Origin of the sequence: Burkholderia pyrrocinia (genome assembly GCF_003330765.1) — a bacterium.
Lineage (GTDB): Bacteria > Pseudomonadota > Gammaproteobacteria > Burkholderiales > Burkholderiaceae > Burkholderia > Burkholderia pyrrocinia_B.
Genome location: NZ_CP024903.1, coordinates 3,081,942 through 3,099,990 on the forward strand (window position 1 = coordinate 3,081,942; position 18,049 = coordinate 3,099,990).

Genomic DNA, 18,049 nt, shown 5'->3' on the forward strand with positions numbered 1-18,049 from the left:
ACGCAGCATGCATACCCAACCCACCGCCGCCACCCTGCCTGTCGTCGCGCTGACGCTCGGCGACCCCGCCGGCATCGGCGCCGAACTGATCGCGAAACTGCTCGCGCGGCCCGACGCGACGGCGCACGCGAATCTCGTGCTGATCGGCGATCGCTGGCTGTGGGAAGCCGGCCAGCGCGTCGCCGGCGTGCAGGTCGACGTCGAACCCGTCGCGTCGCTGGCTGCCGTACGCGGCCGGCCGTCGATCGCGCGCGCCGCGTTCGTCGAAGTCGATACGGTCGATCCCGCGCAGGTCACGGTCGGCCAGGCCGGCGCGGCCGGCGGCCGCTCGACGCTCGCCGTGCTCGACCGGTGCCTCGACGCCGCGCTCGCCGGCGACATCGACGCGATCTGCTTTGCGCCGCTGAACAAGTACGCGATGAAGCTCGGCGGGCTGAAGCACGACGACGAACTGCACCACTTCGCCGCGGCGCTCGATGTGACCGGCTATTTCTGCGAATTCAATACGCTCGGCGAACTGTGGACCGCGCGCATCTCGTCGCATATTCCGCTGAAAGACGCGGCGGGCTGCCTGAGCATCGAGCGGATCGAACAGGCATCCGAACTGATCTACCGGTCGCTGCTCGCGAACGGCGTCGCCGCACCGAAGGTGGCGATCGCCGCATTCAACCCGCACGGCGGCGACGGCGGCAGTTGCGGCCGCGAGGAAGTCGACATCATCGAACCCGCGGTCCGCAAGCTGCAGTCGCGCGACTGGCCGACCGACGCGCCGTTCCACGGCCCGTTCCCCGCCGACACGATTTTCCTGAAGGCGCAGGCCGGCGACTACCAGGCGATCGTCACGATGTACCACGACCAGGGGCAGATCGCGATCAAGCTGCTCGGCTTCTCGCGCGGCGTGACCGTGCAGGGCGGGCTGCCCGTGCCGATCACGACGCCCGCGCACGGCACCGCGTACGACATCGCGGGCCGCGGCACCGCCGACGTCGGCGCGACCTGGCAGGCGTTGCAGATCGCGTGCCGGATGGGCGCCGCGCGCCGCACGCAGCCCGTTTCCGCATGACGGCCACGCCGGCCGACCGCTTCTCACGACAACACCGAACTTCCGGAGACATCCCGATGAAAATCCGATCCGTGCGCGCCCGCGTATTCCAGTGGAAAGGCAAGACCGTGCCACCGCAAGGCAACTTCTGCTCGAACGCGATGGACCTGCTGTATGCGCCGCAGGAAACGATGAGCACGTTCCGCTTCCATGCGTGGACCGTCGTCGAAGTCGAGACCGACGACGGCATCGTCGGCCTCGGCAACGTCGCGCTCGCGCCGCACGTCGCGAAGGTCATCATCGACCAGTACCTCGCGCCGCTCGTGATCGGCCAGGACCCGTGGGACTACGAATACCTGAACCAGCGGATGTATCGCGCGACCCACGCATGGGGCCGCAAGGGCATCGGCATGGCGGCCATCTCGGCGGTCGATATCGCGATCTGGGACATCCTCGGCAAGAGCGTCGGCAAGCCGGTGTTCAAGCTGCTCGGCGGCCGCACCAAGGAAAAGATTCCCTGCTACTACTCGAAGCTCTACCGCACCGACCTGAAGGCGATGCAGGACGAGGCGCAGCGCTATCTCGCCGAAGGCTTCCGCGCGTTCAAGATGCGCTTCGGCTATGGGCCCGCGCACGGGCAGCAGGGGGTGGTCGAGAACCTGAAGTCGGTCGCGGCGATCCGCGAGGTGATCGGCTACGACAACGACCTGATGCTCGAATGCTACATGGGCTGGAATCTCGAGTATGCGAAGCGCATCCTGCCGAAGCTCGAGAAATACCAGCCGCGCTGGCTCGAAGAACCGGTGATCGCCGACGACATCGACGGCTACGCGGAGCTGAATCAACTGACGCGCATTCCGATCTCCGGCGGCGAGCACGAGTTCTCGCTGTACGGCTTCAAGCAACTGCTCGACCGCAAGGCCGTGTCGGTCGTCCAGTACGACACCAACCGCGTCGGCGGGATCACGATGGCGCACAAGATCAACGCGCTGTGCGAAGCGTACAGCGTGCCGGTGATTCCGCATGCGGGCCAGATGCACAACTATCACCTGACGATGAGCACGCTCGCGTCGCCGATGAGCGAGTACTTCCCGATGTTCGACGTCGAGGTCGGCAACGAGCTGTTCTATTACATCTTCGACGGCGAGCCGGTGGCCGAGAACGGCTTCCTGCAACTGCGCGACGACGTGCCGGGCCTCGGTCTCACGCTGAAGACCGAATTCCTCGACCAGTTCGACATCGTCGAGTGAGGCAACCATGAACGCACGCTACCAGGGCGTCTTTCCGGTCGCGCCGACGATCTTCGACGCGCACGGCGCACTCGATCTCGACGGCCAGCGCCGCTGCCTCGACTTCATGATCGATGCCGGTTCGCAGGGCCTCTGCATCCACGCGAACTACTCCGAGCAATTCGCGCTCGGCGACGACGAACGCGACCTGATCACGCGCACCACGCTCGAGCACGTCGCGGGCCGCGTGCCGGTGATCGTCACGACGTCGCATTTCAGCGCGCGGATCTGCGCGGAACGCAACCGGCGCGCGCAGGCGCTCGGCGCGGCGATGGTCATGGTGATGCCGCCGTACCACGGCGCGACGTTCCGCGTGCCCGAAGCGCAGGTTCGCGCGTTCTTCGCCGAAGCAGCCGACGGGCTCCGCATTCCGCTGATGATCCAGGACGCGCCCGCGAGCGGCGTCGCGCTGTCCGCGCCGTTTCTCGCGACGCTCGCGCGCGAGATCGACGCCGTGTCGTATTTCAAGATCGAGACGGCCGGCGCCGCGTCGAAGCTGCGCGAGCTGATCGCGCTCGGCGGCGACGCGGTCGAGGGCCCGTGGGACGGCGAGGAAGGCATCACGCTGCTTGCCGATCTCGATGCCGGCGCAACCGGCGCGATGACGGGCGGTGGTTATCCGGACGGGATTCGCCGGATCACCGATGCGTATTTCGCCGGGCGCCGCGATGAAGCGTGCGAGCAGTACGCGCGCTGGCTGCCGCTGATCAACTACGAGAACCGTCAGTCGGGCTTCCTGACCGCGAAGGCGCTGATGCGGGCAGGCGGCGTGATCGCGTGCGACCAGCCGCGCGCGCCGTGGCCCGAACTGCATCCGCAGGTGCGCGCGGGCCTGCTCGATACGGCGCGGCGGCTCGATCCGCTCGTGCTGCGCTGGGGACGCTAGACATCGGATGCAGGCGCGACGCGGAGGCGTCGCGCGTCGGCGGCCGGCACCCGCCGGTTCGCCACGGCAAGACAGCGGCCCATCAGAAGGCCGCCGCGGCCGACTACCCAAACTGAATGGAGACACCATGAACCTGTTGACCCCGGCCACCCCGGCGTACGAAGCCGGCGAAGCCATTCCGCGCCGCCGCTGGCTGCGCGTGATTCCGCCGCTGCTGCTCGCCTGCATCATTTCCTACATGGACCGCGTGAACATCGCGTTCGCGATGCCCGGCGGGATGAACGCCGATCTCGGCATGGACGCGACGATGGCCGGTCTCGCCGGCGGCATCTTCTTCTTCGGCTACCTGTTCCTGCAGATTCCCGGCGGCCGGCGCGCGGCGCTCGGCAGCGGCAAGAAATTCATCGCCTGGTCGCTCGTGAGCTGGGCCGCGCTGTCGGTGCTGACCGGGCTCGTCACGCACACCTGGGAACTGTTGACATTGCGCTTCCTGCTCGGGGTGGCCGAGGGCGGGATGCTGCCCGTCGTGCTCACGATGGTCAGCCACTGGTTTCCCGACCGCGAACGCGGCCGCGCGAATGCGATGGTCATCATGTTCGTGCCGCTCGCCGGCATGATCACCGCACCGCTGTCCGGCTTCATCCTCGCCGCGTACGACTGGCGTCACCTGTTCTTCAGCGCGGGCGCGCTGTCGCTGCTGTGTCTGGTCGCGTGGATGCTGTTCGCCGACGACGGCCCGGAGACCGCGCGCTGGGTGTCGCCGCGCGAGAAGGCGTACATCCTCGACGCGCTGCGCGACGAGCAGGAACGCAAGCGCGCGGCCGGCACGCCGGCCGCGGCATCGTTCGGCGAGCTGCTGCGCAACCCGACGATCTGGCTGCTCATCGCCATCAACTTCTGCTATCAGGTCGGCATCTACGGCTATACGATGTGGTTGCCGACGCTGCTGAAAAACCTCACGCACAGCGGGATGGGCAAGGTCGGCTTGCTCGCGATGCTGCCGTATGTCGCGATGGTGATCGGGATGTTCGTCACGTCGTATTTGTCTGACCGAACCGGCAAGCGACGCCTGTTCGTGCTGCTGCCGCTCGTCGGCTTCGCCGCGTGCCTCGCGCTGTCGGTGCTCACGCACGCGTCGATGGCCGTGTCGTTCACGTTCCTGATCGGCTGCGGCTTCTTCCTGCAGGCGGCCGCCGGCGTGTTCTGGGCGATTCCGCCGAAACTCTGCAGCGTCGAGACGGCCGGCAGCGCGCGCGGCCTGATCAATGCGCTCGGCAATCTCGGCGGCTTCTGCGGCCCGTATGCGGTCGGCGTGCTGACCCAGCACGTGAGCGCAGCCGCCGGCGTGGTCAGCCTCGCGGTCACGCTCGCGGTGGCCGGCCTGCTCGCGCTGATGCTGCCAAAGCGCTGCGAGGACTGATACCCGATACGCGGGCCCGCGAACGAAACAACGGAGACACACCTTGAACGACATCCTGCTGCTGGTGCAGAAATGCGCCCATACCTTCAGTTTCTACGACCTCGACACGAAAACGGCGCTCAAGCACATCGTGCTGCCGAATTTCCCGCACGAATTCACCGTCGATGTGAACAACCGCTACGCGTATGTCGGCATCTTCGGGATCGAGACCGCGTGGTCGCGCGGCCATGAAGGCGATCACCGGATCGCCGAGATCGACCTCGCCGAACGTACGCACACGCGCATGCTCGACCTGTGGCCGTACTACCGGCCGCACGGCATGGCGAGCGACCGCGACGGCCGGCTGTACGCGATGAGCGAAGCGCACGACATGCTGCTCGTGTTCGACGAACCGACCCGGCAGCCCGTGCCGAACATGGCCGTGCCGTCCGGCGGCGTGAAGACGCACCTCGTGACGCTCACGCGCGACGCGAGCCGCGCGTACGGCGTGCACCTGCTGTCGAACACCGTCACGCAGTTCCATCCGCGCGATGCGACGGTCGTGCCGCGCGCGGTGATGCCCGGCCCGCGCCCCGAGGGCAATGCGCTGTCGGGCGACGAGCGCACGCTGTTCGTCGCGAATCGCGGCGACGACACGCTGGTCGAGATCGACACCGCCACGATGACCTGCGGACGGCGCGTGAAGACGCGCAGCGATCCGAACCGCATCTACCGGACGAGCGCGCCGGACGGCCGCGACCTGCTGCTGCTGACCAATTCGGGCGAACGGTCGATCTCCGTGTTCGATGCGCGGCAGCTCGAGGAGATCGAACGCATCGCGCTGCCCGCGAACCCGACCGCGCTGTCGTTCCATCCGTCGCGGCGCGTCGCCTACGTGTCGTTCCAGGACGACTACGTGCGCGAACTCGATCTCGATACCTGGCGTTTCGTCGGTGCGTTGCCGACGCTGCGCGAGCCCGATGCGTCGTACGTGCTCGCCGGAGCACGCTGACATGCACGACGGAGCGCCGCCCGACGGCATGCCGGACGCGCTCGTCGACGCGCATCACCACCTGTGGCGGCTCGATGCGGACGCGCACTATCCGTGGCTGCAGGCGCAATACGATCCGGCGCGCTTCATGTTCGGCGACTACGCGTCGCTGTGCCGCGATTTCGGCGTGGACGATTTCCGGCACGCGGCGCAAGGCGCGCCGATCGTCGCCAGCGTGCACGTCGAGGCCGAACGCGCCCGCGACGAGGCACTGACGGAAACGCGCTGGCTGCACGCGGTCGCGGATGCGCACGGGCTGCCGTCGGCGGTCGTCGCGTGGGTCGACCTGCTGGCCGGCGATGCGGACGAACGGCTCGCCGAACAGGCCGCGTGGCCGCGCGTGCGCGGCGTGCGCTTCAAGCCGCGCACCGCGTCGGCGCCGGATGCATCCATCGACGGGCCGGGCACGCTGCGCGATCCACGCTGGCCGGCCGCGCTCGAACGCCTCGCCGCGCACGGCCTGTGCTGGGATCTGCGCGTGCCGTTCTGGCATCTCGGCGACGCGGCCGCGCTGCTCGCCGATGCGCCCGGTGTCGACGTCGTGCTCGAACACGCTGGATTGCCGTGGGATCGCTCGGACGCGGGGCTCGCGCGCTGGCGCAGCGGCATGGAAGCGCTCGCCGAATCGCCGCGCGTGGTCGTGAAAATCTCCGAACTCGGCTTGCGCGATGCGGTGTGGAACGACGCGGACAACGCGCGGATCATCCGCGACACGATCGCGATATTCGGCTGGGAGCGCTGCCTGTTCGCCAGCAATTTTCCGGTGGCCGGCCTGCGCGTGTCGTATCCCGCGCTGCTGCGCACATTTGCCTGCGCGATGGCGAGCCTCGACGACGCGGCGCGCCGCGCGATCTGGTATGACAATGCGATCCGCGTCTACCGGATCGCGCTCGACGAGCCGTGCCGGCCGGCTCGCGCGCCTCGCTGCGACGGATGACACGCTCGTCGGCCATCCTCGCATAGGCCTGACGGCCAGAATCGTACCTATCTGGTTGACCGCAGGGCAATTCGAAAGGTATACGAAAGCATTGCGCTTCGCGCGTCGACATCCTGTTCAGTCAGCAAACCGGAATGACCCACCACGATGGAAACAAGGCCGGCTTTGCCGATGCCGGTACACTGGCCGACATGAGCCACTTTCGAATCACCTATGACGGGCCGGCGCTCGAGTCGTCCGAAATGGACGTGCGCGAACTCGCCCCCGCCCTGCTCGCCATCGGCGATTTGCTCGAGGCATCGACCCAGGCGCTCTGCGACGACCAGGTTCAGCCTCAGGTGAACGTGCGCGGCAGCTTCAAGACCGGCAGCTTCGGCATCGACTTCACGCTCGCCACCTCTCTGCTCGGCCGAATGCGCGACATGCTGGGCGGCAGCGAAGGCGCAGCGCTCGCCAACGCCGTCACGATCCTGACCGCGCTCGGGATCGCCGGCCCCAGGGTCGGAAAGGGCCTGTTCGCCGTGCTCAAATGGTTGCGCGGCCGCAAGATCCAGCGTGTCGAGATGCAAGACCACGTGGCGGTCCTTCACGTCGATGGCGAGAAGCTCGAGATCGAACTGTCCGTCCTCACGCTGCTCCGCGACGTAAGCGTCAGGGAGGCGACCGCACGCGTTCTCTCGCCCCTTGCGCGCGAAGGCGTGACGATTTTTTCGGCCGGCACCGACACGGAAGTATTCGAGACGGTCACGCGTGACGAAATCGCGTGGTTTCACGTCCCCGAGCGAGCCGACGTGCTGATCCTCGACGAAAGCCGCAAGATGGCGTTCTCCATCGTGTCGCTCGCATTCAAGGACGACAACAAGTGGCGCCTCTACGATGGTGCGTCCACGATCCATGCCGCGATCACCGATGCGAATTTCCTGACACGCGTCGACAACAATCAGATCAGCTTCAGCAAGGGCGACGTACTGGTCTGCCATGTTCGCGTACAGCAGTGGCAGACCGCCGACGGGGCCAGGACCGAATACGAGGTCACGGACGTCCTCGAGCATCGTCCGGCTGCGCGGCAGATCCCGTTGCCCGGACTTTGACCCGCTTCCGGCGTTCGTAAAGCTGAAGCCTAAGCGATCCCCACCATGCCCCCCGCCATCAGCCTGCGCACCGCATCCCCGGCCGACCTCCCGTTCCTGCTAGCGCTCCGTCGGCTCACGATGACCGAACACCTGCAACGCGTCGGCGCGCCGACCGACGACGAAGCGCACGACCGGCGCATCCGCGCGAACTTCGACGACGCGATGATCGTCTGCGAAGGCGCCGACGCAATCGGCTTGCTGAAGGTCACACGCTTCGCCGGCGAATGGCACATCCATCAGATCCAGATCCACCCGGCCCGCCAGGGCCGGGGCATCGGCGAGGCCGTGCTGCACGAACTGCTGACCGACGCCGCACGCGAGAACGTGCCCGTGTCGCTCAGCGTGCTGCACGGCAATCCGGCGCGGCGGCTCTACGAGCGGCTCGGCTTCCGCGTCGCGTCGGAAACCGACACGAGTGCGAGCCTCGTCTGGCGCGCGTGACGTCCGGCGTTTCGACGCCGCGCTATTGCGTGACCTTCGCGTCCTTCAGCAAATTGCCGATCATCCGCGCACTCGCCTTCTCGACCGCGATCGCCTGCAGCTGCTGCTGAAGCACCGGCTTCGCGGCCTCGAAGCCCGGCACCTGCGTCGGCCGCTTCGCATCCAGCTTCACGATCGCCCGCACGCCATCGACCGGAATCGAGTCCGTCGTCGCCGCGCCGACCGGCAGCTTCGCGAGCGCCTGCGCGATCGGCAGCGGCAACCCACCCGTCTTGCCTTCCACCGCCGGCGTGTTGAAGCTCACCCACGGCAGCTCGCCGCCGGTATCGCGGCTCGGCGCCATGCTGTACTGGCGCGCCAGCCCGTCGAACGATTTGCCCGATTTCAGCTCGCTCAGCACGGTCGCGGCCGCCACCGGATCCTTGACGATGATCAGGCGCGGCTTGTACTCGTTCTTGCCGAGCGCGGCGACGAGTTCGTCGTAGCGCGCCTTGACCTGTTCGTCGGTCACCGGCTCGGGCTTCACGTTGTCGCGCACGTACAGTTGCACCTCGGCATTCGCCTTCGCCTGCTGCATCGCCGCCTTGACCTCGGGCTTGTCACCGTAGTTCGCCTTCTCGGCAGCCTGCTGAACCAGCATGCGCGTGATCAGTTGCTGCTTGATCGCGTCGCGGATCTGCGGCGTGTCGGGTTGCCGCGACGCGCGCAGCACCGCATCGACGTCCGCCTTCGTGATCGCCGTGCCGTTGACGGTCGCGACGGTTGCCGCCGCGCCGGACGGCTGCGACGCAGCCGCCGTCTGTGCGTGAACAGGACCGCTCAGCACGCCGGCCAGCGCGGCAATCAGCAACAGGCGGTTCGGTGTCGTTTTCATCTTCATCGTTTCGTCGCTTCGAGCTCAAAAAACGCGGCATGGGGCTGCCGCGCAAGTTCGCCGGCGCGGCAACACGCCGGCGCAACCGTTCGGTCATTCGGGTTCAATGTCGCAGGCACAGGCAGCCTCTGCCCGTGCCGCTGTCATTGTGCACGGAAGTGCGTTTGCGCGTCGGGAGGTTGGGGAAAGCCGCCCAAGGCGGCGAGGCGCGCGTTGCGCGCGCCGTTCGTCACGAACGCGTAGCGTGGCAATCCCGCGAAAATGCTTCGAATATGGTTATGGCTTCGCGGGTCCGGCCGCGGGTCGAAGCGGCCGCACCGTCGTCAAGGCGTCCAACGATAAACGGTAATGCTGTTCCCCTTCACGTTGTTCTTCGTCACCACATACTCGCCGTTCGATCGGCGGTACGCGCGCACGCTGTACATCGCATCGATCGCGCTGCTCGTATCCACGGTCGCGGGGCTCGCGTTGACCAGCGTGGTGTCGAGCGCGCCGGTGGTGAGGTTGAACGCATCGATGTTCGGCCAGAGCGGCCCGCTGCTGCTGAACCAGTAGCCGACGAACAGATGGTTGCCGGCCGCGTCGATCGATTTCGCGCCGCTGTGCGGCAGCGTGATCACCGGATTCGGCTTCGTCGTGTTGCCCGCGAGCCAGCCGTGATACACCTCGATGCGCGTACCGATCGATGTCCAGTCGTTACTCCCGACGGCGCCCTGCGCGAGCACCATCGTGTCGCTGTCCGCGAGGTAGACGATGCGCGTCAGCGGCTGGATGCTGGCGGGAACGCGGGTCGCGACGCCCGGCCCCCACGACGGCTTGCCGCTCGCGTCGAAACCGGTCAGCGGGTAGTGGTAAATCGCGCCGGTCTTGTCGAGACCGGCCCACACGCCGCCCTTGCTGTCGATGCTGAACCCGCTCGTGACGCGCTGCGTCGTGTTGAACGCGGGGCCCGGAATCGATCCGTCCGGAATCGCGATATAGCCGTTCGCCGCGTTGAAATGGAAGAAGTAGAAGACCGGCGGGTTCTGGCCCGCCGCGACAAGGATCCGGTTCGCGCCGACGGACGTGAGCAGCCCGAAGTGCTCGTCGCGCTGCGTGTCGCTCATGTTGATGCGCGGGTCCGACGGGTACGTGAACGGATCGACCGTGTTCGCGACAAAGGTGCCGCCCGCGCTACCGCTGTACACATGCGTGGCGCCATAGAACAGCGCCCCGTCCGTGACCGGGTCCGGCGCGGCGATGCCTTCGAAGTTCAGCGACTGCAGCGTCCACCGCAGGCTGCCGGCGCTGCTGTACGCGTGAATGTCGGTGGCGCCGTTGCGGCCGAGATCCCAGCTGCCGCCCCATGGGTTGTTGAGTACATAGAGGTTGCCGGCGGTGTCCTTGCCGATCCCGGCGACGCGCGTGAAGCGCTTCGCGCCCACCTGCCCCTTGATGCCCGTCGTCGTGTCGAGATAGCCGCCGCGCACGCCGAACGTGCCGGCCAGCGCGGGCCGGCCCGACACGGTATAGCGCTTGATGTTCATGTCGGGGCCTTCGTCGCCCACCATGAGCTGTCCGGCCGCCGCATCGAAATTCAGTGCCGACGGCTGCGACCCGGCCGGCATCCGGATCGTGTTCAGCAGCGCGCCGGCCGGGCTGAAGCCGATGATCGAGCCCGCGCGCTTCTGCGCGACCCACACGTTGCCTGCGCCATCCACCGCGAGCGCGCCCGGCCCCGATACGCTGATGTCCCGCTGCCAGACGCCGTCGGTGGTGAACACGCACACGCGATTGCCGTAGAAGTCGCTCGCATAGAGCAGCGAGCCGGCCGTCGCGAGCCCGGTGACGACGTCGATGCGCGGCTGATTGGTTGCCGCACTGACCTGGATGACCCGGTCGCGATACTTCGTGGCGCGGTTGTACCGCCCGACCGCGCCGCTGCCGTAAGTTTTGCCGGGCTGCAGCGCGACGAACAGCGAGGTCGCGTTGCCCGTGATCGCGCTGCCCTGGAATTCGGAATGCGTGCCGATCGAGCCGATGCTCTTGCCGTTCTGGTAGATCGCGACACCGCCTTCATCTTCGTCCCACATCGAGGCTGTGTAGATGACGCCTTCGGGCGCGACCCACATCGAACGCGCGACGTTGCCGACGTGAGCCGCAAGCGTGCCGTACGTGTTCGCGATCCAGTCGGTGGTGTTGCCCGCGTGCGCGGCCGGCGCGATCGCGGCGATCGCTGCGGCAAGAAGCGCAGCCTGTATACGACGTTTTCCAGCGACCATGACGGATGCTCTCCTGAATGGTGCAAACATTCACCTGACGGGTCGGCCGGCCAGATGGCTTGAAATCCGCGATGCGTAAATTCTTCCCCTGAATCATCTGGCGCAGTCAGTATTACGTGCGGCATGCCTTCGATAATGAGCAGGGCGAGAATAGCGTTATATAAATCGAAAAAAATTGCGGACCGCACGCGCCGTCGCGCTTTTCACCGGCTCGGCGTCAATCGCGGCGCCGGTGGCGACCACTTGCCCTGACGGCAGGCGCGGCTGGGCGACAGTGAATGTTCACTTACACGCTCGATCGGGAATGGGGAGAGTCGGGTTTTCACCCACGAGAATATCGCCGCTTGTTCAAGGACGACATATTGAAACTGCGAGCGCCCTTTCCGGCGAATCGGAAAAACCCGCCGCATGCAATGCGGAGCCCTTGCATCAAATAAATCGCCGGCCTGAATCCATTTCGAATCCAGGCCGGCGAATATCATTTACCGCCGGGCAGGCAACGCGTTGCCGCGCGAGCGTGATCAGTCCGGCGTTTCCCGCGCCAGTTTTACCTGCCGCCGTGACCGGTCATTCACGATCTGGTGACGTCGATGGTCCGTCATCTTCTTCCATCCGCGCGCTTCGTCCCGCGTGCGCAGGCACGCGACGCAGTAGCCCGTCCTGCCGTCGAACGAGCACACGTCGATGCAAGGCGATTTGACCGCCATGCTTATTGCCCCCTCGTCGTCGGCACGACTTCGACGGTGACATGCGACAGATCCTTGAACCGCTGGAGCAGGCCGTGATAGAAGCGCGAGTCCCGCTTCGGGTCGTCCGTCGCCACCGACACGACCGCGCTCATGTGCCCCGGCCCGAGACGCCAGACGTGCAGGTCGTTGATCGTGTCGCCACCGCCTTCGATCGTGCTGCGCACGTTGTCCGTCAGCCGACGGTCCGAACGCATGTCGAGCAGGATGCCGCCGGTGTCGCGCATCAATCCGTATGACCAGTTCGCGATCACCAGCGCGCCGATGATGCCGGCCAACGGGTCCATCCAGAGCCAGCCGAACGCGCGCGCGAGCACCAGCCCGACGATCGTCAGCACGGAGACTGCCGCGTCGGCAATCACGTGGACGTAGGCCGACCGGATGTTGTGATCGCGCGCCGCCGCCGCAGACGCGCCATGGTCGTGCTCCTCGAACGCCAGTTCGTGGTCGCGCCCGTTCAACCGGACAATGGCCCTGAATGCATGCGGCTCGGGGATGTTCTCGACCGACTCCAGGCACGCACCGCGCACGCTCATCGCGAACGCCTGCCGCGCGCCGTCCGGACGGATCGTCGTGATCGATGCAGCCGTGATGTCGCCGAGCGTCGCGCCGGCAATCGCAGGTGCGATCCGGAACACCGGCGGCACGCCGTCTTCGAAAATCGACACGGAGAACGCGCCGCTTTGATCGAAGACCTTGTGCGTCTCCTCCTCGTGGTCGTGGTCATGACCGTGATCGTCATGCCCATGCCCGTGGTGATGGCCATGATGATGCCCATGACCGTGCCCGTGGTGGTCGCCGCTCAGCAACCAGACGCTCGCGATGTTGACGAGCAGGCCGACAACCGCAATCGGAATGGCCTCGCCGAAATGGATCGGAACGGGTGCGAGCAAACGCGCGACCGCTTCATAGCCGATCAGCAGCGCGATCATCGCGAGCACGATGGCGCTCGTGAAGCCGGCCAGGTCGCCGAGCTTGCCCGTACCGAACACGAATCGCGGATCGGTCGCATGCCGGCGCGCGTAGGTGTACGCGAGCGCAGCGATCAGCATCGCGCCCGCGTGCGTCGACATGTGCAGCCCGTCCGCGATGAGCGCCAGCGAGCCGAAAATCGACCCGCCGACGATCTCGGCCACCATCATTGCCGCGCACAGCCCGATCACGATCCAGGTTTTGCGCTCGTTCTCTTCGTGCGCGGCGCCGAGAAAGATGTGGTCGTGCCCGGCACCGAAGGCCGCATTCTTGAATTCACTCATCCCCGCACCCGATTACTTGAAGTAGCTGTGAACGACTTCGATCAGCTGTTCGGTCGCGCTGCCCTCATGGGCATCGGGACCGTCGGCGTCGACCAAATGGCTGCGGATGTGATCTTCAAGAACGACCGCAAGCAGCCCGTTCATTGCGCCGCGGCTGCTCGTGATGAGCTGGAGGACTTCGTTGCAGCCCCGCTCCTCCTCGAGTGCGCGCTCGATGGCCTCGACCTGCCCCTTGATGCGACGTACCCGATTCAGCAGCTTCTGTTTTTCCCTGACGGTGTGACTCATGACGACCTCTCATATAGGGAGGGGGAGTATATACCGAAGGGGTTCTCCATATAGGGTGGAGGGGTATATGTCAGGTCGGTGCAAGGCAGGCACCCGGAACGGTCTCGATAACGTGTCGAAAGCGATGCGGCCGCACCCGCCATCAGAAGTCGATGCGGCCGCGAATCTCGTCAAACCACGAACAGCAGTGCGGCAAACACCGCATAGAGCCAGCCGACATGTGCGAGCTGGCGGCTGAGGACCTGCTTCGCACGAAACGACCATTGCAGGAACACGATGGCCGCTGCCGTCACGCACGCGGCGAGAATCGACGGGGTGGCCAGATGCCACGGCGTGAAGAACAAACCGAATGCCGTCGGGATCGTCGCCTGGATCATCATCGCACCACTGATGTTGGCCAGCGCGAGCCGCTCCTTGCCCTGCCGCACCCAGATCACCGCGTTCATGATTTCCGGCAGTTCGGTCGCGATCGGGCTGAACAGCAACGCGGTGAGCTGCGGGCTCAGTCCGAGCCACGGGCCGACGGCTTCGATCTGGCGGACGAACAGATGGGAGGCCGCGAAGATCACCACGAGCGCGCCGGTCACTTGCAACGCGACCCAGAACATCGTGGGATTCGCATCGCGCGGGCGGAGTTTCAGGGGTTCGAGTTCTCCGTGTTCGTCGCCATCGCCGGAGGCGGACAACTCCTTCCAGCAATACACCGCATAGGCCGCGAGAAACGCAAGGCCAAGCAAGGGCTTGAAGCTGAACAGGACGAGGCCCAGCCCGATCTTCACGACGAAGATCGCAAGAAACCAGAGCTGGTCGCGACGAAGGCGTTTCGTATCGGCGTCGATTGCGCCGGCCCGCACTTTGCCGACACGACGCGCAGTGGCCAACAACGCAATGCCGACGACCGCATAAGCAACCGTGCTCAGCGCGAGCGGGCCGCCGATTGCCGCGCCCACGCCGATTTCCTTCTGGGCGGGCGAACTGCCGAATGCAACGGCCACCAGCGTGACGACGCTCTCCGGCAGGGCGGTGCCGAACGCAGCGAGAATGGTGCCGGTCGCCGTCTGCGTCAGATTGAGTTTCTGGCCAAGCCACTCAACGCCATTGACGAACGTTTCGCACGAGAAATAGATGATGCCGGCAGCGGCGATGAGCAGAGCGAAAGTCAGGATCATGACTGTCGCTCCTGAACGAGGAGGCGGGGTACCAACAGCATTTTGCAGTTCTCCACGAGCCGGGCCGCCAAAACCAATGACGCAACCCTTCGCCCGGCTCGGGTGGAAGGGATGCGTCAAAGGTCTCGCCAGGCCGTGGTGAAACGGCTGCCGACGCCATGGCATTGGGTGCCAATTATGTTGACGGCGGCGCTTTGCCGAGGGACGGCAAAGCAGACTACTCCCCTAAGACGGGCGGAATTATAGCCGGCTATCGCGTCGATAGGCTAGCGTGCCGGCGTTTACGGGGGCGAATCCGTTGGCGGGCCGATCTCGGGAATATCTCGCTGCGTGCCGCGTTTACTGCATGTGCCGCCGTCCGCTGGAGACGTTCATGCCGTCTATCGGGCGCGCACCGCGTTTCAACGCTAATGGAGGCAGCCATGGGTAGCTGGTATCGAATCGCCGCTCTCGTCGGCGTGGCCGGGCTCGGCGCAACATCGAATGCCGGTTGGGCACAGCAGACCGTCAAGGCGACGCTGATGTCGAACGGGATTCAGCTCGAGACGCATCACGTGAAGGCCGGCCGCATCAAACTCGACGTCGCGAATGCCGCGAACAACAACATGGAGCACGAACTCGTCGTGCTCAAAACGAATCTCTCCGATGACGCGCTGCCCGTGAGCAAGGGACAAGTGGTCGAGCACAAGCTGACCAAGATCGGGGAAGTCGAGGATATCGCACCGGGCAAGCGCAAATACGCGTCATTCAAGCTCACTCCCGGGCACTACGTCCTGATTTGCAACAAGCCCGGGCACTACGAGGCAGGCATGCACACGGTACTCGCCGTGACACCGTGAGCCTGGCGGGGCGCCCCGGACGAGCACTCGAAGCACCGATTTGGCCATCCATCCCGCCGGTGATCGGTCGTCGAATGCGGGCAACCGGGTCGACACGATCAGATAAGCGCCCCAAAGTTAACTTGTAGAGATAGCGACATCCACGTAGCTTTATCTACATGGATACCCTTTCGACGTGGTCGCTTCTCGTTCTGACCCTGCCGACGGAAAACGCGACGGCCCGCATGCGGTTCTGGCGCGCGCTCAAGGCGAAGGGCTGCGCGGTGCTGCGCGACGGCATCTACCTGCTTCCATACACGAACGAACGCGAAACCATGTTGCGCGAACTCGCGGACGCCATCGCGGAAAGCGGCGGGACAGCCCATCTGCTGCGCGCACCGAGCCTCGACGCATCGCAGGAACAGGAATTCCGTGCGCTCTTCAATCGCGACGAGGACTACGCGACCTTTGCCCGCGCCCTCGCCGACGCGCGCAAGACACTGGCCGGGCAGTCCGCCACGGAACTGACCCGCATGCTGCGCCGCCTGCGCAAGGATTTCGACACGCTCCATGCAATCGACTATTTCCCCGGCGACTCGGCAACCCGCGCGAAAGTCGCGCTGCAGGATTTCGTGACGCTGGTCGACACCGTGCTGTCGCCGGGCGAACCGCACGCCGCGGACCGCGAGATCCGGCCGCTCGCGATCGACGCGTATCAGGGTCGCACCTGGGCGACGCGACAGCGCATGTGGGTCGACCGCGTCGCGAGCGCGTGGGTGATTCGTCGTTTCATCGATGCGCGTGCCCGCTTCGTCTGGCTCGCGTCGCCGGCGGACTGCCCGGCCGATGCGTTGGGCTTCGATTTCGACGGAGCGAACTTTACCCACGTCGGCGAGCGTGTGACGTTCGAGGTACTGCTCGCGAGTTTCGGGCTCGACCAGGATCCGGCGTTGACGCGGCTCGGCGAGATCGTGCACGCGCTCGACGTCGGCGGCCCCGCCGCGCCGGAGGCGGTCGGCTTCGAGGCAGTGATGGCCGGCACGCGCCAGCGCACGGAAAACGACGATCAACTGCTTGAGCAGATGAGCGCAGTGCTCGATGCGCTGTATGCGCACTTCGCGTCGAACGGAACCAACGAGAGCGGGGCACGTTCATGACTGCCGGTATCGCCACGGCCGAACCGACTTACGCGCTGGGCAAGCTGGTCGGCTACATGCTGCGTCTCGGCACGTTCGGATTCGGCGGGCCGGTCGCGCTCGCGGGCTACATGCGCCGCGACCTGGTCGAGCGCCGCGGCTGGATCACCGAAGCGGACTACAAGGAAGGGCTCACGCTCGCCCAGCTCGCGCCGGGACCGATGGCCGCCCAGCTCGCGATCTACCTCGGCTTTGTGCATTACCGGCTCCTCGGCGCGACGCTCGTCGGTTTCGCGTTCGTGTTGCCGTCGTTCCTGATGGTGCTCGCGCTCGGCTTCGCGTACGCGCACTTCGGCGGGCTGTCGTGGATGCAGGCGGTGTTCTACGGCGTCGGCGCCGCGGTGGTCGGCATCATCGCGATGAGCGCGTACAAGCTCACGACGAAGACCGTCGGCCACGACAAGCTCCTGTGGGCCATCTTCCTGACGCTCGCGGCCGTGACCTTCATCACGGAGTCGGAAATCGCGTGGCTGTTCATCGTCGCCGGGCTGATCGGCTGGCTGTGGCGCGCGCCGCCCAAATGGCTGCACAAGGGAGGACTGAACGCGGTGGCTGCCGCCAACCTGCCGGCGGCCAGCGGCCTGCTGAGCAGCATCGACATGCCGCAACTCGTCCAGATCGGCGTGTTCTTCACGAAGGCCGGCGCATTCGTGTTCGGCTCCGGGCTCGCGATCGTGCCGTTCCTGTATGGCGGCGTCGTCACCGAGCATCACTGGCTCAACGACAAGCAGTTCGTCGACGCCGTCGCAGTCGCGATGATCACGCCGGGGCCGGTCGTGATCACCGTCGGCTTCATCGGGTATCTGGTAGCGGGCTTCCCGGGCGCACTCGTCGCCGCGCTCGGCACGTTTCTACCCTGCTACCTGTTCACCGTCATACCCGCACCGTACGTCAAGAAGTACGGCCACCTGCCGGGCGTCAAGGCATTCGTCGACGGCATCACGGCGGCGGCCGTCGGTGCGATCACGGGCTCCGTGCTCGTCATCGCGAGGCGTTCGATCGTCGACATGCCGACCGCCACGGTCGCGGTCGTGACGGTCGTGCTGCTCTGGCGCTTCAAGAAGCTGCAGGAGCCGGTGATCGTGACCGCTGCGGCGTTCCTCGGGCTGGTGGCCTACCCGTTGCTCCATCACTGATCCGAAGTCGCAGTTCGCGGGCGCGCGGGTCCGCCACGGGCGCCGCAGAAATGAAACGCCGCCGGCAAGCCGGCGGCAAAGGGCACGCACGATCACGTCGTGCGCACCCGAGGCACGCGGTACTGCG

17 protein-coding genes and 1 riboswitch are annotated in these 18,049 nt (G+C 66.1%); of the genes, 11 read left to right on the plus strand and 6 right to left on the minus strand.

The window, feature by feature from the left end:
• The first annotated feature begins 7 nt into the window (after positions 1–7).
• The 8 genes from CUJ89_RS31675 to CUJ89_RS31710 all read left to right on the plus strand — a co-directional run bounded on the left by CUJ89_RS31675 (position 8) and on the right by CUJ89_RS31710 (position 8,178).
• The gene (locus tag CUJ89_RS31675) at positions 8–1,063 is read left to right on the plus strand and encodes a 4-hydroxythreonine-4-phosphate dehydrogenase PdxA (RefSeq protein ID WP_114181167.1); all 1,056 of its coding nucleotides are present in this window, start codon (positions 8–10) and stop codon (positions 1,061–1,063) included.
• Positions 1,064–1,119: 56 nt separating this feature from the next.
• Positions 1,120–2,292, plus strand: a complete 1,173-nt coding sequence (locus CUJ89_RS31680; RefSeq protein ID WP_114181168.1) for an L-rhamnonate dehydratase — start codon at positions 1,120–1,122, stop codon at positions 2,290–2,292.
• A 7-nt stretch (positions 2,293–2,299) separates the two neighbouring features.
• Positions 2,300–3,217, plus strand: coding sequence for a dihydrodipicolinate synthase family protein (locus CUJ89_RS31685; RefSeq protein WP_114181169.1), 918 nt, complete (start codon positions 2,300–2,302; stop codon positions 3,215–3,217).
• 127 nt (positions 3,218–3,344) lie between these two features.
• Positions 3,345–4,637 (plus strand): MFS transporter, encoded by a 1,293-nt coding sequence (locus tag CUJ89_RS31690; protein ID WP_114181170.1) that lies wholly within the window; start codon positions 3,345–3,347, stop codon positions 4,635–4,637.
• Positions 4,638–4,680: 43 nt separating this feature from the next.
• A complete protein-coding gene (locus CUJ89_RS31695; RefSeq protein ID WP_114181171.1) occupies positions 4,681–5,628 on the plus strand; it encodes a YncE family protein in 948 nt (315 codons plus the stop codon).
• Position 5,629: 1 nt separating this feature from the next.
• Positions 5,630–6,604 (plus strand): amidohydrolase family protein, encoded by a 975-nt coding sequence (locus tag CUJ89_RS31700; protein WP_114181172.1) that lies wholly within the window; start codon positions 5,630–5,632, stop codon positions 6,602–6,604.
• Positions 6,605–6,738: 134 nt separating this feature from the next.
• Positions 6,739–7,695, plus strand: coding sequence for a hypothetical protein (locus tag CUJ89_RS31705; protein WP_114181173.1), 957 nt, complete (start codon positions 6,739–6,741; stop codon positions 7,693–7,695).
• Positions 7,696–7,740: 45 nt separating this feature from the next.
• Positions 7,741–8,178, plus strand: a complete 438-nt coding sequence (locus tag CUJ89_RS31710; protein WP_114181174.1) for a GNAT family N-acetyltransferase — start codon at positions 7,741–7,743, stop codon at positions 8,176–8,178.
• 22 nt (positions 8,179–8,200) lie between these two features.
• Here CUJ89_RS31710 and CUJ89_RS31715 read toward each other — a convergent pair whose 3' ends face one another.
• The 6 genes from CUJ89_RS31715 to CUJ89_RS31740 form a co-directional block, all read right to left on the minus strand.
• Positions 8,201–9,058 carry a peptidyl-prolyl cis-trans isomerase gene (locus tag CUJ89_RS31715; protein ID WP_114181175.1) on the minus strand — a complete coding sequence of 286 codons (858 nt, stop codon included), beginning with the start codon at positions 9,056–9,058 and terminating at the stop codon, positions 8,201–8,203.
• 317 nt (positions 9,059–9,375) lie between these two features.
• The gene (locus CUJ89_RS31720; protein WP_114181176.1) at positions 9,376–11,313 is read right to left on the minus strand and encodes an SMP-30/gluconolactonase/LRE family protein; all 1,938 of its coding nucleotides are present in this window, start codon (positions 11,311–11,313) and stop codon (positions 9,376–9,378) included.
• 521 nt (positions 11,314–11,834) lie between these two features.
• Positions 11,835–12,020 (minus strand): DUF1289 domain-containing protein, encoded by a 186-nt coding sequence (locus tag CUJ89_RS31725; protein WP_201752353.1) that lies wholly within the window; start codon positions 12,018–12,020, stop codon positions 11,835–11,837.
• A 2-nt stretch (positions 12,021–12,022) separates the two neighbouring features.
• Positions 12,023–13,315, minus strand: coding sequence for a CDF family Co(II)/Ni(II) efflux transporter DmeF (gene dmeF / locus CUJ89_RS31730; RefSeq protein ID WP_114181177.1), 1,293 nt, complete (start codon positions 13,313–13,315; stop codon positions 12,023–12,025).
• A 12-nt stretch (positions 13,316–13,327) separates the two neighbouring features.
• Positions 13,328–13,603: a metal/formaldehyde-sensitive transcriptional repressor gene (locus CUJ89_RS31735; protein WP_114181178.1), complete on the minus strand. Its 276-nt coding sequence runs from the start codon at positions 13,601–13,603 to the stop codon at positions 13,328–13,330.
• A gap of 170 nt (positions 13,604–13,773) precedes the next feature.
• Positions 13,774–14,772: a sodium:calcium antiporter gene (locus CUJ89_RS31740; protein ID WP_114181179.1), complete on the minus strand. Its 999-nt coding sequence runs from the start codon at positions 14,770–14,772 to the stop codon at positions 13,774–13,776.
• 57 nt (positions 14,773–14,829) lie between these two features.
• A riboswitch (yybP-ykoY riboswitch) is annotated at positions 14,830–15,010 on the minus strand.
• Between the two features lie 184 nt (positions 15,011–15,194).
• Here CUJ89_RS31740 and CUJ89_RS31745 point away from each other — a divergent pair.
• The 3 genes from CUJ89_RS31745 to CUJ89_RS31755 all read left to right on the plus strand — a co-directional run bounded on the left by CUJ89_RS31745 (position 15,195) and on the right by CUJ89_RS31755 (position 17,922).
• Entirely contained in the window at positions 15,195–15,611 is a 417-nt protein-coding gene (locus CUJ89_RS31745; RefSeq protein ID WP_114181180.1) for a hypothetical protein, read from the plus strand.
• A 158-nt stretch (positions 15,612–15,769) separates the two neighbouring features.
• On the plus strand, positions 15,770–16,747 hold the full coding sequence (locus CUJ89_RS31750) for a chromate resistance protein ChrB domain-containing protein (RefSeq protein ID WP_114181181.1): 978 nt from the start codon (positions 15,770–15,772) through the stop codon (positions 16,745–16,747).
• Positions 16,744–17,922 (plus strand): chromate transporter, encoded by a 1,179-nt coding sequence (locus CUJ89_RS31755; protein WP_114181182.1) that lies wholly within the window; start codon positions 16,744–16,746, stop codon positions 17,920–17,922. The genes CUJ89_RS31750 and CUJ89_RS31755 overlap by 4 nt, the downstream gene beginning before the upstream one ends.
• Positions 17,923–18,049: the final 127 nt, after the last annotated feature.